Annotated in this window: 17 protein-coding genes; 5 read left to right on the top strand and 12 right to left on the bottom strand. The window is 65.5% G+C overall.

The annotated features are described in order from the left end of the window. The first annotated feature begins 35 nt into the window (after positions 1-35). Genes BSL82_RS13510 through BSL82_RS13530 form a run of 5 tightly spaced genes read left to right on the top strand, consistent with a single transcriptional unit; the run spans position 36 to position 8,305 of the window. Complete coding sequence (locus tag BSL82_RS13510; RefSeq protein ID WP_072597912.1) at positions 36-716, top strand: hypothetical protein; 681 nt, start codon at positions 36-38, stop codon at positions 714-716. After that, positions 713-2,830 carry a TnsB C-terminal domain-containing protein gene (locus BSL82_RS13515; protein ID WP_072597913.1) on the top strand — a complete coding sequence of 706 codons (2,118 nt, stop codon included), beginning with the start codon at positions 713-715 and terminating at the stop codon, positions 2,828-2,830. Before BSL82_RS13510 ends, BSL82_RS13515 begins: the two co-directional genes overlap by 4 nt. After that, the gene (locus BSL82_RS13520) at positions 2,827-3,957 is read left to right on the top strand and encodes a TniB family NTP-binding protein (RefSeq protein WP_158010897.1); all 1,131 of its coding nucleotides are present in this window, start codon (positions 2,827-2,829) and stop codon (positions 3,955-3,957) included. Before BSL82_RS13515 ends, BSL82_RS13520 begins: the two co-directional genes overlap by 4 nt. After that, positions 3,954-5,861, top strand: a complete 1,908-nt coding sequence (locus BSL82_RS13525) for a TniQ family protein (RefSeq protein ID WP_083579210.1) — start codon at positions 3,954-3,956, stop codon at positions 5,859-5,861. Before BSL82_RS13520 ends, BSL82_RS13525 begins: the two co-directional genes overlap by 4 nt. Next, entirely contained in the window at positions 5,858-8,305 is a 2,448-nt protein-coding gene (locus BSL82_RS13530; RefSeq protein ID WP_072597916.1) for a TOTE conflict system archaeo-eukaryotic primase domain-containing protein, read from the top strand. Before BSL82_RS13525 ends, BSL82_RS13530 begins: the two co-directional genes overlap by 4 nt. 374 nt (positions 8,306-8,679) lie before the next feature. Here the strand turns inward: BSL82_RS13530 and BSL82_RS13535 are convergent, their stop codons facing one another. The 12 genes from BSL82_RS13535 to BSL82_RS13590 all read right to left on the bottom strand — a co-directional run bounded on the left by BSL82_RS13535 (position 8,680) and on the right by BSL82_RS13590 (position 16,545). Beyond that, positions 8,680-9,084: a hypothetical protein gene (locus BSL82_RS13535; protein ID WP_042469264.1), complete on the bottom strand. Its 405-nt coding sequence runs from the start codon at positions 9,082-9,084 to the stop codon at positions 8,680-8,682. Further along, positions 9,077-9,901, bottom strand: coding sequence for a Mom family adenine methylcarbamoylation protein (locus BSL82_RS13540; RefSeq protein WP_066518903.1), 825 nt, complete (start codon positions 9,899-9,901; stop codon positions 9,077-9,079). Before BSL82_RS13540 ends, BSL82_RS13535 begins: the two co-directional genes overlap by 8 nt. Positions 9,902-9,918: 17 nt before the next feature. After that, positions 9,919-10,242, bottom strand: coding sequence for a transposase (locus BSL82_RS13545; RefSeq protein WP_066518905.1), 324 nt, complete (start codon positions 10,240-10,242; stop codon positions 9,919-9,921). Further along, the gene (locus BSL82_RS13550; protein WP_042469268.1) at positions 10,239-11,399 is read right to left on the bottom strand and encodes a phosphoadenosine phosphosulfate reductase domain-containing protein; all 1,161 of its coding nucleotides are present in this window, start codon (positions 11,397-11,399) and stop codon (positions 10,239-10,241) included. Before BSL82_RS13550 ends, BSL82_RS13545 begins: the two co-directional genes overlap by 4 nt. A gap of 41 nt (positions 11,400-11,440) precedes the next feature. Continuing rightward, complete coding sequence (locus BSL82_RS13555; protein WP_066518937.1) at positions 11,441-12,085, bottom strand: hypothetical protein; 645 nt, start codon at positions 12,083-12,085, stop codon at positions 11,441-11,443. Positions 12,086-12,101: 16 nt separating this feature from the next. After that, positions 12,102-12,419 (bottom strand): hypothetical protein, encoded by a 318-nt coding sequence (locus BSL82_RS13560; RefSeq protein ID WP_226998469.1) that lies wholly within the window; start codon positions 12,417-12,419, stop codon positions 12,102-12,104. Beyond that, positions 12,419-13,222, bottom strand: a complete 804-nt coding sequence (locus tag BSL82_RS13565; protein ID WP_066518906.1) for a PRTRC system ThiF family protein — start codon at positions 13,220-13,222, stop codon at positions 12,419-12,421. The genes BSL82_RS13560 and BSL82_RS13565 overlap by 1 nt, the downstream gene beginning before the upstream one ends. Further along, positions 13,212-13,871, bottom strand: a complete 660-nt coding sequence (locus BSL82_RS13570; RefSeq protein ID WP_066518908.1) for a PRTRC system protein A — start codon at positions 13,869-13,871, stop codon at positions 13,212-13,214. Before BSL82_RS13570 ends, BSL82_RS13565 begins: the two co-directional genes overlap by 11 nt. After that, positions 13,868-14,695, bottom strand: coding sequence for a PRTRC system protein B (locus BSL82_RS13575; RefSeq protein ID WP_042469275.1), 828 nt, complete (start codon positions 14,693-14,695; stop codon positions 13,868-13,870). Before BSL82_RS13575 ends, BSL82_RS13570 begins: the two co-directional genes overlap by 4 nt. 7 nt (positions 14,696-14,702) lie before the next feature. Then, positions 14,703-15,734, bottom strand: a complete 1,032-nt coding sequence (locus tag BSL82_RS13580; protein ID WP_226998470.1) for a hypothetical protein — start codon at positions 15,732-15,734, stop codon at positions 14,703-14,705. Between the two features lie 132 nt (positions 15,735-15,866). Beyond that, entirely contained in the window at positions 15,867-16,073 is a 207-nt protein-coding gene (locus BSL82_RS13585; protein WP_042469276.1) for a PRTRC system protein C, read from the bottom strand. Positions 16,074-16,113: 40 nt separating this feature from the next. Continuing rightward, a complete protein-coding gene (locus BSL82_RS13590; RefSeq protein WP_042469277.1) occupies positions 16,114-16,545 on the bottom strand; it encodes a PRTRC system protein E in 432 nt (143 codons plus the stop codon). Positions 16,546-16,560: the final 15 nt, after the last annotated feature.

The following is a 16,560-nucleotide window of genomic DNA, read 5'->3' on the forward strand; positions in this document are numbered from 1 at the left end:
GAGTCGTCCTCGTAAGGAAAATAGCGGATGCCAGCGTGACCGACAAATCTGCCCGTTTGCATTCTGGCGCAACGGTGCGGTTCGCCCGAAACCCGGCACGACGGCCGGGGCAAAGATCGTGCACGGGTTGGTATCAGTCGATCAAGGCAAGCGATGCGCTACCTTATGAGAGCCTGCTCGAGCGCGATGCGCTGTTGCTTCTCGACTTCGATCCCGATGTTGCCCAGTTCGGGGTGCAACCGGAAACCTTCGTTTGGACGGAAGCGGGCAGACAGCGGCGTTATACCCCCGATATCCGGCTGGAGACGGTGGGCGGCGAGGTCATCTACCGACAGGTGAAGCTGGCCACGCGATTGGCGGCAGACCCCACATTGGGCGGACGGTTGCCAGCAATTGAAGCCGAGTGCGCGGCCCGAGGTTCCCGGCACGAAATGTGGCTCGACACGGACATCCGGCGACAGCCACGCTTGTCGAATGCGCGACGGCTGCGCGCAACGGTGGCGGTGCTGGCGGCAGAAAACCTCCACGCAATCCAGACCATAATCACCCGCCTCCCCTTTCCGTCGAACCTGGGCGCAGCCGCCGAGGCACTCGGCGGCCGGCCCGTGCATGTCAACATTGTGCTCGGCCTGGTGGCAGTCGGCGAGCTTGCGGTGGATCTCGATCGACCGCTCGATGACGACACCGTCCTCATGCGGGGAAGGAATGCAAAATGAACGCAACGCCGATGCGCTTCCAGCAAGGCGACACGCTCTCGATCCGGGACGATCAAGGTCAGGTGGCGCTGTGGTTGGTGATCGAGCGCAAGCGCCGTGGCTATCTGCTACGACCGCAGAGCGGCAGCGATGCGCGAACATGGAGCGACGATGAAATCGACATCGTCTATGGTGCCCGGCGGCTGACGCATCATCCTTGCAATGCGGACGGCCTGCCCAAGGCGATCGCCGAGACGCTCGAAAAAACCTGGGAGTTCTGGCCCGAAGAAATCCGCCGCGAGGCCGAGCGCAGGGACACCTATGTACGCATGGTCGACGCCATCCGCGGCGAGCATCCGACACTCATGGGCGCCTATGCCGCTGCCGCTGAGGCCGTGTTCGACGCGCATCATGAACAATGGGAACGCGAGGATGCCGCGCTTGCGGCCCGGATGGCCGCGGAGCGGCGAAAAGGGAACGGCGTGCCGCGCCGCACCAAGGCAGCGACCCGGCCCAATCCCTATACAGTGCGGGCGTGGTATAGCGTATGGAGCCGGCACGGCCGGGATGTCCGGCTCCTGATTCCGCATTATCATCGACGCGGGGCACGCCAACCCCGCTATGCGCGCGAGGACGGCGATCACCCCGATACCTACAAGCTCATGCGGCAGGCCGTGGAAGTCTGGTATCTGGGCATGCCGCGGCGTCGGAAGAACTATGCCTATCGCCGCTATGTCGATCTGTGCCGCGAACAAGATGTTCCTGCGGTCAGCGACCGCACCTTCCGGGTGTTTATCCGCGACAATTATACCGAGCGGCAGGAATATGAGCGTCGCTTCGGCCGGCGCGCCGCTTGGCTGAAGTTCGGCATCTTCGAGCGGCGGAGCCCGCCCGAACGGCCGCTCGAAGAAGTGGAGGTGGATCATTGTCTGATCGATCTGGTGGTGGTGCATCCGGAGAGCGGCCGCGCCTTGGGGCGGCCCTGGCTAACCGCGCTTCTCGATCGCGCCACCCGCATGATCGTAGGGGTGCATCTGAGCTTCGAGGCGCCGTCCTATGCCTCACTTCAGAGAGCGCTTGCGCATTCCTTATGGAAGAAGGATCTCTCCGGGCTCGCCCATATTGAGCATGACTGGCCGTGCCACGGCGTGCCCGAATGGCTGATCTGCGACAACGGCAAGGAGTTCCGGTCGCAATCGCTGCAGTCGGCCGCCAGGATGCTCGATATCGGCATCGTCAATCTGCCGGTGAAAATGCCATGGTTGAAGGGCGCGGTCGAGCGCGTGTTCCAGACCATCGGCGTGCAGGTGTTCAGCCATGAGGAAGGGACGACATTGTCGCGGACCATGGATCTCTATGATCCGGTGGCGCGGGCGAGACTGTCGCTCGAGGATATGCGTAGTCGCATCCTCAAGTGGATCGTCGATGACTATCATCACAACGTCCACGATACGTTGAAATGCACGCCCTATGAGCGCTGGCGAGAACTCAGCGCGCTTTACCCGGTGCGCCCGGTTCCCGACTTCGACCATATTGTGCGGCTGACCGGAGAGACCTTCTTCCGGCGCATCTCCAACATCGGCATCCAATATGAGGGACTGCTCTATGCTGATCGGGAAAAGCTCGAACCCCTGCTGGCGCGCCGCGGCGGGTTGGAGAAGGACTGGGAGTTACGCTACGATCCCTATGATCTGGGTGAGGTCTGGCTGCTCGACGACGAGCGCGGCGAATGGCTGATGATCCCGTGTGTCGACCAGAGCATATCGCGGGGCGTCTCCAAATATCAGCACAAGATCCATCGTTCGATAGCAAAGCGAAGCCTGCCGAAAAATGCGCCGGTGACGGTCGCCGATCTCGAAGCGGCGCGCGGTCTTGCCGAACAGACGGCGGAAGAGCTGCAAAGCAAGGCGAGCAAAGTCCGCAGCAAGACGCGGGCGGCGCGGTACGAGACCGACGGTCGCTACTTCACGCCGATCGAAGGCCAGAAACGACCGCCTGAAATACGAACGCAGGGACCGGCGGTAGAGACCGCACCACCTGTGGCGAAGCAGATACCGGCGCCATCGCCGCCCATCGTAGATCTCGACGCGGACATCGAGGCTCTGGTTGCACAATGGTCGGACCCGAAGCGATGACACATCTTCGCGCCGCGAAGTTATCGGCACGGCCAGCGGCACCCGACGCCGTGCTTGCGTTCGAGACCACGGTGATCCCACATTCGCGCCACACGGAAGCGAAGGCAGCGATCCGCGAGCTACATGGCCGATACCGCCCGCGCGAGGACAGCCGACGCTTCAAGGCCCGGGCCCTGCTCATCATCGGCTCTGCTGGGTCCGGCAAGACGACGGCGCTCGAGGACTATATGGCCGACTATCCCGACAGCGCGACTGAGGATGCCGATGTCCGCCGCATCGTTTACGTCGAAGCACCGGAACGGACGACGCGACGGGCGCTGGTGGGGGCGATCCTCGGCGCCTATGGCTATCGTGCGCGGGACCATTGGAACACCAGCGAGGTGATCGAGAAGATCGCCTTCTATGCCGAGGAGACGGGCACCGAGATGATCTTCATCGATGAAGGGCATCACATGGTGAACGAGAATAATCCCGACATGACGGCGGAAGTGACCGAGTTCATCAAGTCTTTGCTCAACCGTGTGAAAGTCCAGATCGTGATCGCGGGTCTTCCCCGGCTGCTCGACATCTCCGTCCCGGGCGAGAAGACGATGCAACTGCGCCGTCGGTTGCAACCGACGATCATCCTCAAGCCCTATGACTGGGCGACCCGGAGCGGTCGCACGATGTTCTCTGGCGTGCTCGGCGTCATGGAAAAGATGATGGGGTTGCCGGATGCGTCCGGCCTCGCGAAGCACGAGATGGCGAAACGCATCTATGTTGCAACGGGCGGCGAGATCGGGATCGTCTCCAAATATCTGAGCGAGGCCCTGAGCGTGGCACTGGCGATCGGCCAGCGGTCGATCGATCTGAACCTGTTGGGAGAGGTTCACGCGGGCTGGCATCCGATTTATGAGCCCGACGTCAGGGATATGCTCGACTTCGATGCGATCCTTGAGGATGAACCGTCAGTTCCGAGCGGCGGCCCGGCCCGCTATGACAACCCCTTCCTGTGTTCGGCCGAACGCCTGCGCGAAATCTGGCTGCGCGACTCTGTGCCTCCGTCGCCCAAAAACATGAGCCGCGTCACAAAGCTGCGCGGAAGGGGCGCGCAACCCCTGCGGCCCTTCGTGCGCGAGGGATTATGACAGCATCGGCAACTCGACTTGCGTTGCGGGTGCGGCCGGCAGCGTTCGAGCCAGGCTGGGCACTGTTCAACCGCCTTGCCTTGCGGCATGGCTGTGAAACCCGGCTGGAATTTGCGCGTCAAGTGCCGCTGGTCGATCGGACCGACTTCGTTCGGGATATGGAGCGTGGGCGACGCTTTCACGATATCGCGCGGCTCAGCGGCGTCCCGCTCGAAACATTGCTTCGTAACTCGATAATGCAGACCGAGGGTGGGAGCGCCCTTGTAGGTGAGCTTGTGAGCCGCAGCGGCAATATCAGTTATAGTTGTCACTTCGCCCGTATCTGCCCGGACTGCATGCGATCGGATATCGAGCAGGGTCACGGGCCGGTCGCCTGTCGGCCGTGGCGGCGCTCCTGGTGGGATCTGGCGAAGGTATCGAGTTGTCCTCATCATGGTCGAGCACTGCTGGCGATATGTCCTGCCTGTCGGCACGCGTTCCGCCGTTCGAACCTGTCACCAGCGCGTTGCACGTGTGGGCACGATCTGACGCAGGAATGTACTGAAGCGATCACGTCGGACGGCAGGATCGGCGATGCCTATCTTGTCGGCAGGCTTGGTGATGGCCCCCGCATCTCCCACGCATTCCTCGACAGCCTGGCGTTCGCGGACGCCGCCGAGATCATGCAATGGGTGGGCTCGGTCGCACGCTGGGGCAGATTAATCGTCAGCTGGCGCCGGCAGGAGCCTGCGGAGCGTGCCCGCACCATGACGGCGGGCTTTGCGGTCTGCGAGGACTTCCCCGACCAGTTCGAAAAGATGCTGGACGGGATGCTGGCAGCATGTCCGCTCAAGCGTCTGACGCCCGTGGGTGTCTATGGGCGTCTGCAATACTGGCTCGGTCTGTCCACCAATCCGGCTCTCGACCCAATCCGGGAGACCCTCAAGAATCATGTGGTGAAGAATGTGCCGATAACAGCAGGCACGATGTTGTTCCGCCAACCCGCAACAGAAGGCGATCTCACCACGCTAGGCGGTCTGGCGAAGCTCTGCGGCGTATCCGCTGAACGTATCGCGACCGTAGCTGCGGCATTGAGGCTGATCGACTCGCTGCCCAGCAACGCCCGGGGTATGGTCGTGCCGAAATCCCTCGAGGGGCCGTTGACGGCCTTCTTCCGCGAATCCTGTTCTCCCGAGGACGCACGGCGTTATCTTGGCGTCGGTCTCGGCCTATTCAAGGCGCTCATAGCGCGACACTATCTTCCCCGCGCCTTCCCGCTTGGTGGAGCGTCGATCCCGGCGCAGTATCGTCTGGCAGATCTCGACCGCTTCCTTACTGCTTTGCACGGCGATGCGCCCTTCGTCACAGCGCCGCCGCCAGGCAGCGAGACGATCCTGCGGGCCGTGCGCATCTGTTATCGGTCCTCGGAGACAATTATCGGCGGGCTGCTGTGTGGCCAGATCAAAGCTACGGGCCGCTTGCGCTGTGAACGGGGCATTGCGCAGATACTGGTCGATACCGACGCGGTGATCGCCGGCCTCGAATATGAGGACGATCCGATGTTTATGCTCATGGCGCAAGCTGCGCGGCACCTCGCCGTGACCATCCCAACGGTTGCAAGGCTCAAGCAAATGGGATGGCTGACAATCGACAGGAAACAGACGCCGCTCAGGATCATGCCCGCCTTGCGGCGAGCAGAGGTCGAAGCGTTCGGCGCGCGCTTCGTCAGCGCTGCCGAGTTAGCGCGTATCCCCAGGAAAGCTACCCATGCCGTCAGGGTTCATCACCATCTGCGAAATGCCGGCCTAGTGCCGGCGATCGCTGGAAGCCGAAAGCTGCAGCCCTTCTATGACCGCGAGAGCGCAGAAAAAGTGATCCGTGGGGTCTATCGTGATCGGTTGCCCGAAACGACTGCAGCAATGTGAACGGATCTGCCGGCACGGATGAGGTGGCGCGGCTGCGGGCCCGGCTCAAGGCGCTGGATGACGAGCGGGCAGCGGTGATCGCAGCGCTGGACGCCGTCGCGACGCAAAAATCGACCGAGCACCGAAAAGCTGACGCGATCTCCCTATTCTCCGACGCTCCGGTGACCGCGACATCGCCGACAGATAAGAAGGTCGCGTTGTTCCGCAGGTTGTTCGCCGGTCGCGAGGATGTCTTCCCACTGCGCTGGGACAATCGCAAGACCGGGCGCGGTGGCTATGCACCCGCCTGCGGCAATGAGTGGAAACGCGGACTCTGCGACAAGCCGCAGGTCAAATGCGGCCAGTGCGCACACCAGGCGTTCCTGCCCGTGACGGACGAGGTGATCGACAAACATCTGCGTGGGCGGGCGTTATCGCGATCGGATGCCGGCGACTTTGTGGCGGGCGTTTACCCGCTGCTTGCGGACGAGAGCTGCCGATTCCTCGCGGCCGACTTTGACAAGGCGAACTGGGCCGAAGACGCGCTCGCCATGATGGAAACCTGCCGCCTGCGAGGGGTGCCCGCCGCGCTCGAGCGATCCCGATCCGGCAATGGCGGCCATGTCTGGATCTTCTTCGCCGACGCCGTGCCGGCACGAACCGCCCGCGCGCTGGGCGCATCGCTATTGACCGACACGATGGAGCGGCGTCCGGAGATCGGGTTCGGCTCCTATGATCGCTTCTTCCCGAGCCAAGACACCATGCCGCTCGGCGGGTTCGGCAATCTGATCGCGCTGCCGCTGCAGGGGCACGCCCGCAGGCGGGGAAACAGCCTGTTCGTGGATGAGCAGTTGCGCCCCTATCCCGATCAATGGGCGTTCCTGTCTTCGCTGTCGCAGCTGGATGTGCACGACGCCGCGCGCATGGTGGCCGACGCGGAAATGCGCGGGCGGGTGCTGGGTGTTCGGATACCGGTGGATGACGAGCATGCCGCCGAGCCCTGGCGGATGACACCGTCACGGCGGCCGCCCTTGTTGCCTGTGGCCGAACCGCTGTCTGGAACACTCGATATCGTGCTGGGCGATCAGGTCTACATCGACCGGACTGGGTTGCCGGCGGCGCTAACCGCGCAAATCGTCAGGCTCGCGGCGTTCCAGAATCCTGAGTTCTATCGGGCGCAGGCCATGCGCCTGCCGACGTTCGGCAAGCCGAGGATCATCTCCTGCGCGGAGCTTCACCAGAAACATATCGGGGTGCCGCGAGGATGCCTTGACGAACTGGTCGCGCTTATAGCTGCTCACGGAAGCACTGTCAGGATCGACGACCAGCGAATGGCAGGGACTCCGCTCCCGGACGGTCTGTCGTTCCAGGGTGATCTCGAAGAACCCCAGCAAAAGGCGGTCGACGCGCTCGATCCGCATGATGACGGGGTGCTGGCCGCGACAACGGCGTTCGGCAAGACGGTGGTAGCCGCACACCTCATCGCAAAACGGCAGGTCAATGCACTCGTGCTCGTCCATCGCAAGGAGTTGCTCAGCCAATGGGTCGAACGGTTGCGAACGTTCCTTGATATCGATCCGAAGCTGATCGGCACAATCGGCGGTGGCAAGCGGAAGCCTACAGGCGTGATCGACGTGGCGCTGATACAGAGCCTCGTAAGGCGCGGCGAGGTCTCGGATCTGGTTGGCGACTATGGTCACCTCATCGTCGATGAATGCCATCACCTGTCCGCAGCGAGCTTCGAACTTGTAGCCCGGCGCGCCAAGGCCAGGTTCGTGCTCGGCCTCTCCGCCACGGTTGCGCGCAAGGATGGGCATCAGCCGATCATCTTCATGCAGTGCGGCCCGATCCGCTATCGGGTGGATGCGCGAACCCAGGCTGCCCGCCGCGGGATCGCCCATCGCACACGGCAACGGCGCACGGCCTTCCGGCTGCCGCAGACGCTCGCCATCATGGACCGACCGCCGATGCCCGCGGTTTATGCGGCGCTGGCGCAGGACGAGGCCCGAAACGATCTTATCTTCGATGACGTGCTGCGTGCCCTAGAGGCGAAGCGGTCGCCGATAATCCTGACAGAGCGCAAGGACCATCTCGAGTATCTGCAGGGCCGGTTATCCCGGTTCGTGCGGAACCTGGTGGTGTTGCGGGGTGGAATGAGCGCGGCGGAACGCAAGGTAGCGGACGCCGCACTGCGTGTGCCTGACAGCGAGGAGCGGCTCATCCTCGCAACCGGCCGCTACATCGGCGAAGGGTTCGATGACGACCGTCTCGACACGCTGTTCCTGACCATGCCGATCTCCTGGAAAGGGACGCTCGCCCAGTATGTAGGGCGCCTGCATCGCCGGCACGCGGGGAAAACCGACGTGCTCGTCTATGACTATGCCGATGATGCGGTCCCGATGCTCTCGCGCATGGCCGCCAAGCGCCACGCCGGATATCGCGCGCTCGGCTACAGCATCGAATAACCTATGGCGGAATCAATTATCGATTCTCGGAAGCCACCGGCGAATCGAGAACCGATTCTGCAGATGAGATTAATGGTTCTCGACGGCCGCTGGATGCCGCCTTCAACCGCCAGCGCCATATGAGATTATCGATTCTCCACAGAGCAGGGCCGTGGAGTCCACGCCGATACCATAGGCGAGGACGACCGGCGGCGGCGCGCACACCATGATGGTGTCGACCGGCCTCGGCGTGGCAGAGGTGATCATAGGGGCCTCGGGCTTGAACGCGGCTGAATGCCGCCAAACTCAAGGCCCCCCTCCCCTCGCTTGTCCGATGCGACATCGCCGGAGAGGCGGGTGTCTTCGGGCCGCCTCTCGAAAGCGGGTCTCGCCAGTTATCCGGCGGCCGTGTCGTGCTGGGGTGCCGGGACGGTCGGTTCGCCCATCAGGATCACGGCGATCGAGGGCTTGTCGTCGGGTCCGAGCCTGCGGCTGTCGAAGACGTTCCGGCCGCCCAGGCCGATCGTCAGCATGTCGAAGGTCGGTGACGTACCGCCGTTCGCGTTGGCGATGCGTGTCCCGTTGTCGTGATATTGGATGTCGACGAAGCTTGGCGGGGAGCCGCGCTTGTATTCGCCGAAGAAGAACGTGATCCGACGACCGTCGGTGGTTTTGGCGCTGATCGTGAAGTTGCCGTCGGGGATGTCGATCGGAAGCGTCGGCACGTCGTTGAAGCGGGCGAAGCCGATGCTTTCGGCATCGGCCGCGGTTATGACGGGCAGCTGCGTGATGTCAGCCATGGAGGGTCTCCTGATCGCGCCAAATGAGCGGAAGCAGCGCGTTTCGCGGCGGAAGGGCCTTGGGATACGGCAGGCGCGGAAGGGTGCGGCCGCGGCGGCGGGCCTCGCGCGTCAGCTCGAAGCAATAGGCGAACAGCCCAGCCTGCTGATGCGTGACGAGATGGCGCTCGCGCTGGAGCCGCCACAACCAGCTTCGCGGCTCCTCGCCGATACGCGGCCTCGGGACCCCCAGCGAGACGAGCTGATCGATTGCGCCGGCTTGGCCCTGCTCGCCCAGGCGGATCTTGGACAGCGTGCGCCCCGAGATCGTGATGTTGCCGACCCGAAGGACCGATCGCGGCTTCGTGACTGCGCGGTGGGCGGCCGAGAGCGCACAATAGACGCGGCCGATATGCCCCGCCCCTGGATCGCTGTACGACACCACCGCCTCGATCCCAGGCCGTTCCCGGCGCAGGTGGCGAAAGGCCCGCGCGACGAAGAAGCTCTCGCCGTTCTGCGGCACGGCGTCGGTCAGAATGAGGCGCGCGAGAACGCAGCCGCGGCGAGGATCGTCAAACCCGGTGTGGCGCGAGACGACGGCGCTGGTGGTCGGAACGGCGAAAACGGCAACGCCTTCGAGCGCGCCCTTGCGCGCGAACAGCCCCACCGCGAGCTGCGCGGCCGGATAGCGGGGCAGATAATGGTGCTGCGCGATGAAGGCGCGCGCGGCGGCGTGATCGATGACGTCGACGCTGTAGGCGCCGGGATCGATCAGCGTGAGATCGCGCGCCCACAGAGCGCGCCGTTCGCGCCAGCGCTGGCTGCGGTCGGTCTGCATGGGACGTGGTCCGTGGGTCAGAGGAGCGCGGGCCGGCGCGCGTGGCGGGCGATGATCGCGTGTGCGAAGGCGTCCGCACCTGCCTGGCTCGGGCAGGGGAAAAGATCATGGGAGCACAGCAGGCGGAGGCTGTGGTCGAGCTCCATCGCACAGAGCCAGCGGTCGCTGCCATCGATGTCGACGACGGTAAGCGCGAGGCAGCGCGAGCCGCCATAGGCGCTCGGATCCAGTGGATCGCCCGGAAAGCCGGCAAGCATCCAGAAGCGCCAGCCCAGGGGCGGCGGGTCCTCGATGCGGGCGACGATCCGGAAGGAGCCGGCGGCGGCATGGATCGTCGTCACGACGACATCTGCCGCCCGGCCGCGACCCTCAGCTCTGCAAAGCGCGCCTGGACGGCTGATCCTGTCGGATAGCGGTTCTCGAGCCTGTGGCGCGCCAGGATGGGCCGCCGTGCCGCGGCGATATCCTCGGCCTCGGCGAGGGTGGGCATCCGCGGAGGCCAGCCTTTGACGTATCTGAGGCCTGCCGGCATCGAGGCCTCGAGATGCCGGCGCTCGAGCTGGTCGGCCTTGGCGCGTTCAACGTCCGCGCGGAGCCCGCCGCTCAACAGATGCGGTGAGATGTCGGCGAGCCAGCGTGTCGGCTGGAATGGAAAGGTCGATCGCGCCTCGATGCCGACGAGCTCGCGATAAGCCTCGGTGTTCGCCGGGGCTGCGGCAGAAGCCGACAGGTCGTGAAGCGAGGCGAAGATGCAGTAGCGGCACGAGAGGCGCGTTGCGCCCCATATCGAATAGGCCTCGTGCAGGGTGATGCCGAGCGTGCCGTGAGCACGAAATACGTCTTCGCTGTTCCAATACGCGATCGGGTGCCAGAGGGTGATCGCGGTGCCGTGCCGGTTCCCGGCCTTGGCATGGCGAAGATCGGCCTTGGCGATCGGGGTGGCGGCGCGGTTGTGGCTTTCGTCGCGGCGCAGGCCCAGAACGGAGATGATCTGCTGGCCTCGCAGCATTCTGGCGAGCGCCGGACCGATCACGGCCGCCTTCATCTCGGATTGGCAGAAGCGGAGCGATGCCGACGACCAGGGACCAATCAGGTTGTAGGTCTCGAGCGCCTCGTAGCGGCGCTTGCCGCTTTCGAACCGCTGGATCCAGCGGTCGACCAGGTCGCCGGCCGCCCGGCGCACGACTGTCAGCGGCACGTCGGCGCTAGCGGCTATGCGCGCGACGGTATCGGGGGTCGAATCCCATTCGGCGCGGCCAAGATCGGCATGGATCGCCATCCGCCGCGCCCGCGGATGGCCGAGTGAATCGAGTTGAAGGTTGACCGCGAACAGGGCCGCGCTCGAGTCCTTGCCGCCTGAGAGGTTGAAGACGATCCAGGCGCCGGCGCGGATCGCGGCGACAATCTCGGAAGTGATGGCGATGTCCGGCAGGCCGGGGACGGCCGGATAGGACCGAGTGGCCGCTGCCGCGGCTGCGAGCTGGGCGATGGGTGGCATGACGGCTCCGGAAAAGGGCGGCGGCCTGGTAACTGGCGGCGTCAGGCGAAGAGGCGCTCGGACTGCCGGACCGGCGGCGAGAGCGCGAGTTCGCGGCGGAGCCGGTCGGCGAAGCGGTCCGGGGCCAGCAATTCGGCGATCGAGGCAAAGTGGTTGCGCCCGCCGGTATAGTCCTTGCGCCCCCTGCAGCGCCGGAACAGGATTTCGCGGCCGGCCCCCATCGCGCCCAGGCTGAGGTGGACGTACACCTCCTCGCCGTGGAGGGTGATCTCGCCCGAGACAGCCGGACCACCCTTGTTGGAGCGGACCTCGTAGCTATCGGCCTCCAGCCCAAGGGCCTCGGCGAGCCGGCGCATGGCAATGCGCCCCTCGCTGTGAAAGGTGCGTTTGGCAGCCTCGTCGTAGGCGACACCACGACAAGCGAGGGTCCGCAGGACAGGGTGGCGCCGGATCTCGGCGATCTGGTCCAAGCAGTTGCGGCGCAGCGCCATGTCGTCCGGGCGGCGTTCGCAGACAGTCCCGAGGTGGCGGGCGAGAAGGATGACCGCCGCGTCGATCTCGGGGTCCTTGCCCGCGTTGCGGCAGTCGGTGATGGCGGCACCGATCGCGTGGAGGGTGGCTGCCATCGTGGTCAGCGCGCTGGGATCGAGCGCCTGCTGGTGGCGCATCGCGACATCGTAGTGCATGGGGAGGTTCTCCGGGCTAAAGCGCACGTCCGCTCGCCCCTCCCCTTCCCCCTCTTCTTTTCCTGGCGGTCAGCCGCGCCGACGCCCTGGCCCCGGGGCCGATCGCGCGCGCGATGTGACCGGCATAGACACCGCAGGCGGCCCAGTATGCGGCAACCGGCGGCTTGCGGCTCTGCCAGCTCCGTTCGGCGCGCAGCCGGGCTTCGCTTTGGATGTCGAGCAGCACGGACAGCAGCGCGAGGCGCGCCTCCGGACTGAGCGCCCGGAGCCGGGCGACCGCCGGCAGGGCAAGAACGGGGTTGCGCACCTCGGCCCTGGAGGATCGAGCGCCCATCACGCGGGTCCGGGCAGCGCGGCCGATACGCGCTGATCCTGCGCCTCCTCGACCGCGGGAAGCGGGATCGGGACGCATTGCCCGCGAACGAGGTTGATGAAGCCACCAGCGTGGCCGATCGACCCGCGCCCGACGAGGTCGAACAGCAGCGCCAGAGCGTGGCTTGCCAGGACGCGGTTGACGAAAAGCGACTGCCGTTCGAGCGCCTCGGCCACCGAGCAGGACGGCGCATCGTCGTCGGGCTCCGTTTCGTCGGCGATCTCGGGGAAATATTCGACGACGGTCGGGAGGCGCCGCCGGTCGTGGGCGGTGGAGCGGCGAGGCGACCCGATCAGGAACTGCCCGTCTCCGGCGCGGTTGCCGAGGTCCATCCAGTAGGCGGGCACGGGCTTCCCATTCGCCAGATCGGCGCCGAGGGCGCGGCGCGCGGAAGCGGTGTCGACGCAGCTGATGAGGATATCCACGTCGGCGATCTTGACCGCTTCGGGAGCGCGGCCATGGACGGCTCGCCAGCAAAGGCCGTGCGCGAGATTGATCCGCTCGACGAGCGTGCGGGCCTTGGAAGCGCCGAGGTCGCATCGGTAGAAGGGTTGCCGGCCGAGATTGGCTTCGCTGACGACGTCGTCATCGACGACGGTGACCTGGAGCGACCGGGTGGAGATCGCGCGTAGCGCTGTCTCGAGCGAAGCCAGTCCCATCAGCATCTGCGCGCCATTTCCGCCGCAGCCGACTAGAAGGACCTTGATCGCGCGATTGTCGAAGCCGGCAGGAAGATAGTGGCGATTGGGGATGTCAGGCTGCATCGTCGTCTCCTGAAAACGGGCTGCGCGGCAGCGGCAGGAACATCCCGCCGGCGCACAATCGCGAAGCGATGGCGGGTCCTTCCGGTTGACCAAGACGGCCGAGCACCAGCGCGATCTTGGTGGAGTGCGCGTCGTCGGCATCGTCCGTCGCGCTGAAGAATGCCGCGCCATGCGCATGACTGTGGATGTCGCAGATGAGATGTTGGTCGGGCGCCAGAATCGGGGACCGATAGGTCACGCGGGACGGAGTGGCATCGTCGATCTGGGGGTAGTGGATCGAGAAGCTTCGCTCATTCTCGTTCCACAGGACGAAGGCGGCAGCTTCGTTGGGCAAGGCCGCTCGGAAGTGATCGAGAATCCGGCCGAGCAGTTCGCGGGGCATTAGCCCGCAGCGTAGTTCCGCCCGGCGCTCGCCGACGCTCCCATAAGGCAGGTAGGCGGGAAACGGCGGCGTGACGGGAATGTCGAGCTCGAGCCATGGCCGTCGCACGATGAGCATGACTCCGTCCCTCCCGACCGCGAGACATTGGCTTGTGCGGGAGGCGCGTACCGCGTCGATCGCGGGGGACCGACCGACCGGCGGAACCGGATAACAGGACGCCGCTGCGAGAATGGCGGCCGCGGTCGGATCGTCGGCGAGGACGGTCATGACGCCGCGCCTTCAGCGATCAGCCGCTCGAGCGTCATCGGTTCGGCGTTGGCCTTTCTCGATGGAGGTCGCTGGCTCGTGCCGGTGAACGGCCGGAGGCGCCTCACCGGGAAGCGCGTCGCCTGGCGCGCCGCAAGGTCGTCCCAGAGCTTCAGCAGGCCACCCTTGCCGGTGACGGTCAGCTCCTGCCCGGGATTGGGGTGCGTCGACCAGGAATCGAACAGCGCCCGCTCGAAGTCGGGGATGGCCGCGACGTCCAGCGTGCGCGGCCTCGGGATGTTCCCCCAGCAGAGAGAGCCATCGACGAAGACGTTGAGGACCGGCGAGTGGAGCACCCGCGTGGTCGCCGAGGGGCGCTCATTTTCGGCGAGTGCATAGACCCCGAGCCGGCGCGGCGTCGCCACGAACAGCTGGGCGGGATACGGAACGGGCCGGATCGTCCGTTGCGCGAGAACGCGCAGGCCGGCCGGCGGTGTGGACAGATCGAAATAAGCCGGGCGGACCTGCTCGGGCGTCCACCAGGCGAGCATGTCGCGATGGGCAACCAGCACATTGTGGGGAAGGATCTGAGGCGGCGCTGCGCGCCCGAGCGCCTCGGTCCATTGGCGAAGGTGGGCGCGGGTCAGCGGCGTGCCGGCGGCGATCGTCGGCCCGCCTTCGCCGCCATGCTCGACATGATGGATGCTGGCGAAGGCATGTCCATCCTGCCTGGGGGCGCGGTGGGGATCGAGTCCGCGGGGGGTCTCGGTGCGGTACAGGAGGATGGCGTTGGTGAGCACCATGCCTCCGGCGGTGGCTTCGAAATGGGCGCTATGGTCCGGCATGGGGGCCTCACAATTTGTCGGGATCGAGCTGGATCAGCTGCTGCGCAGCGAGCAGGAAGTGAGCGCCGGTCCGCAGCGACGCGAACCATCGCTCGACGTGCGCGGCCTCGGAGAGCGGACAGATCCCCGCGACATCCATGAAGCCGTATTCCATGCCGTGGCGTCCGACATCGTCCACCTCGGCCGCGAAGAACTCGACCGGCACGAGCGTCAACGGGGGCAGCGTCGAACATTCCTCAAGGCCGGGAACATATTCGTAGAGAATTTGCCCGTCGAAGTGCCAGGCGTTGCAATCTCCCGGCAGGAGCCGAAGCGCGTCGTGAGCGCTGCGGAGTTCGCGTAGTGCCTTGCGAAGGTCGAGAGGCAGCTTCGCCAGCGGCGCTGCATTCGCCGCGATCATCCATGCGGGCTTCTTGGCCTCCATGGTCGACGGCAGGGCGACTTCGTCGAGGTCGCCGGGATCTGCGCCGTGATAGTTGATGAGGCACTGGCGGGCGGCGTCATCGTCGGTCTCGCCGTCCCAATAGTAATTGGATATTTCGTCGAAGAGATCCTGGTAGCCGAAGATCGGCAGGGCAGCCCCCAGGGTCTGCTCGAGCGCCACGTAGGCAGCCGCGCGCCAGGCGATCGGCGCCTCGCTGGTCTCGATCCATCCGAGATCCAGTTGGCCGATGCTCTCGCAGATGATCACGATCGCCGGCGCTCCCTCGGACTCGCCGTTGAGCACGACCACGCGAAGCTCGGCGAGATCGATCGGACGCAGCGCCTCGCCAGCGGCAGAGATGAAAACATGCTCGATGCGCCGTCGCGCCTCGCAGCGGGAATATCGTCTCGTCGCCTTCTCGCGCGACGCCACCCAACGCCCGATCAGCTTATGGTGTCGTGCAAGAGGCTGGTCGAAGGTTCGTGGTATGTCCGGCGAGATCTCAACCGATCGGCCCGCGAGATCAGCCGAGCGGCGGAAGTCGGAGGCTTGCTGGTGGCTGAAGCGGCTCGGGGGAGTGGCTTCGGTGAGTGGGCTCGAGCGCGAGCTGCGCATGGAGGGCCCGGGCCTGGATGCTGCAGGAAGGCTGGGAGATGCCGGTTGCGTTGCCATCATCGAACTCGATCCATTCGAGAAGCGTCTTGCGCGGTGCGGCGGGGATGGCTCCGCCGTGGCGGCGGGGCACGATCAACCCTTGGTGCCGACGGCGCGGCGGTACTCGGTGACGTGGACGCCGCCGGTCACGCCAACGTCGACCGTCTCGGCGTTGAGGATCGCCGGGTAGAGCGTTGCGTGATAGGCTCGCAGAGCCTGCGGGTCGTGGGCGAGATGCGGCGGAACCGGGAGATCGATGCCGTCATATCGATAGGCGCGGTCAAGCTGGTTGATCTGCATTGGGGCGTACTCCTTGGCGTTGGACAGGGGCTCGAGGTGCTCACCAGAGGCTGGCGGGTTCGTCCGACTTGGCATCGGCCGGAGGCGAGCCCGGAGGCGGCGTGGCCGGCGAGCTGCTCGTCGGGGACGGTCGCGGCGCCGTGGAGGCGGCTTTCGCCTTGGCCGCTTCCGCCGATGCCGCGCGTGCGGCCTCGGCCGCCTCGCGCTGCTCGGAAATCTGCTCGGCGAGCGTTTTGCGCGAAGCGATGAGCTGGCCGAGCGCGCCGTCTGCCCCCTTGGCGAGTTCGATGTCGATCTCCGCTGCCGTCGCCGTGATCGAGATCGGCCGCAGCTCTCCCGTCTCGAGGCGCTGGGCTTTGCCCTCCGTTGCGCGAGGGATGACGGTCAACGTAACGGTCTCGCCCGGACCCGCGACGAGGTCGAATCCAAGCGAGTAGCGGCCGAGCAACGGCAAGAGACTTGCGATCAGCATGATTGTCAGTCCTTA

Source organism: Tardibacter chloracetimidivorans (genome assembly GCF_001890385.1).
In the GTDB taxonomy this organism is placed as follows: Bacteria; Pseudomonadota; Alphaproteobacteria; order Sphingomonadales; family Sphingomonadaceae; genus Tardibacter; species Tardibacter chloracetimidivorans.

Excerpts from the sequence above, each read along its gene's own strand:
- BSL82_RS13515 (WP_072597913.1), top strand. The coding sequence starts at position 713 with ATGAACGCAACGCCGATGCGCTTCCAGCAAGGCGACACGCTCTCGATC.
- BSL82_RS13520 (WP_158010897.1), top strand. The coding sequence starts at position 2,827 with ATGACACATCTTCGCGCCGCGAAGTTATCGGCACGGCCAGCGGCACCC.
- BSL82_RS13525 (WP_083579210.1), top strand. The coding sequence starts at position 3,954 with ATGACAGCATCGGCAACTCGACTTGCGTTGCGGGTGCGGCCGGCAGCG.
- BSL82_RS13535 (WP_042469264.1), bottom strand. The coding sequence starts at position 9,084 with ATGGCTGACATCACGCAGCTGCCCGTCATAACCGCGGCCGATGCCGAA.
- BSL82_RS13540 (WP_066518903.1), bottom strand. The coding sequence starts at position 9,901 with ATGCAGACCGACCGCAGCCAGCGCTGGCGCGAACGGCGCGCTCTGTGG.
- BSL82_RS13550 (WP_042469268.1), bottom strand. The coding sequence starts at position 11,399 with ATGCCACCCATCGCCCAGCTCGCAGCCGCGGCAGCGGCCACTCGGTCC.
- BSL82_RS13555 (WP_066518937.1), bottom strand. The coding sequence starts at position 12,085 with ATGCACTACGATGTCGCGATGCGCCACCAGCAGGCGCTCGATCCCAGC.
- BSL82_RS13560 (WP_226998469.1), bottom strand. The coding sequence starts at position 12,419 with ATGGGCGCTCGATCCTCCAGGGCCGAGGTGCGCAACCCCGTTCTTGCC.
- BSL82_RS13565 (WP_066518906.1), bottom strand. The coding sequence starts at position 13,222 with ATGCAGCCTGACATCCCCAATCGCCACTATCTTCCTGCCGGCTTCGAC.
- BSL82_RS13570 (WP_066518908.1), bottom strand. The coding sequence starts at position 13,871 with ATGACCGTCCTCGCCGACGATCCGACCGCGGCCGCCATTCTCGCAGCG.
- BSL82_RS13575 (WP_042469275.1), bottom strand. The coding sequence starts at position 14,695 with ATGCCGGACCATAGCGCCCATTTCGAAGCCACCGCCGGAGGCATGGTG.
- BSL82_RS13580 (WP_226998470.1), bottom strand. The coding sequence starts at position 15,734 with ATGCGCAGCTCGCGCTCGAGCCCACTCACCGAAGCCACTCCCCCGAGC.
- BSL82_RS13585 (WP_042469276.1), bottom strand. The coding sequence starts at position 16,073 with ATGCAGATCAACCAGCTTGACCGCGCCTATCGATATGACGGCATCGAT.
- BSL82_RS13590 (WP_042469277.1), bottom strand. The coding sequence starts at position 16,545 with ATGCTGATCGCAAGTCTCTTGCCGTTGCTCGGCCGCTACTCGCTTGGA.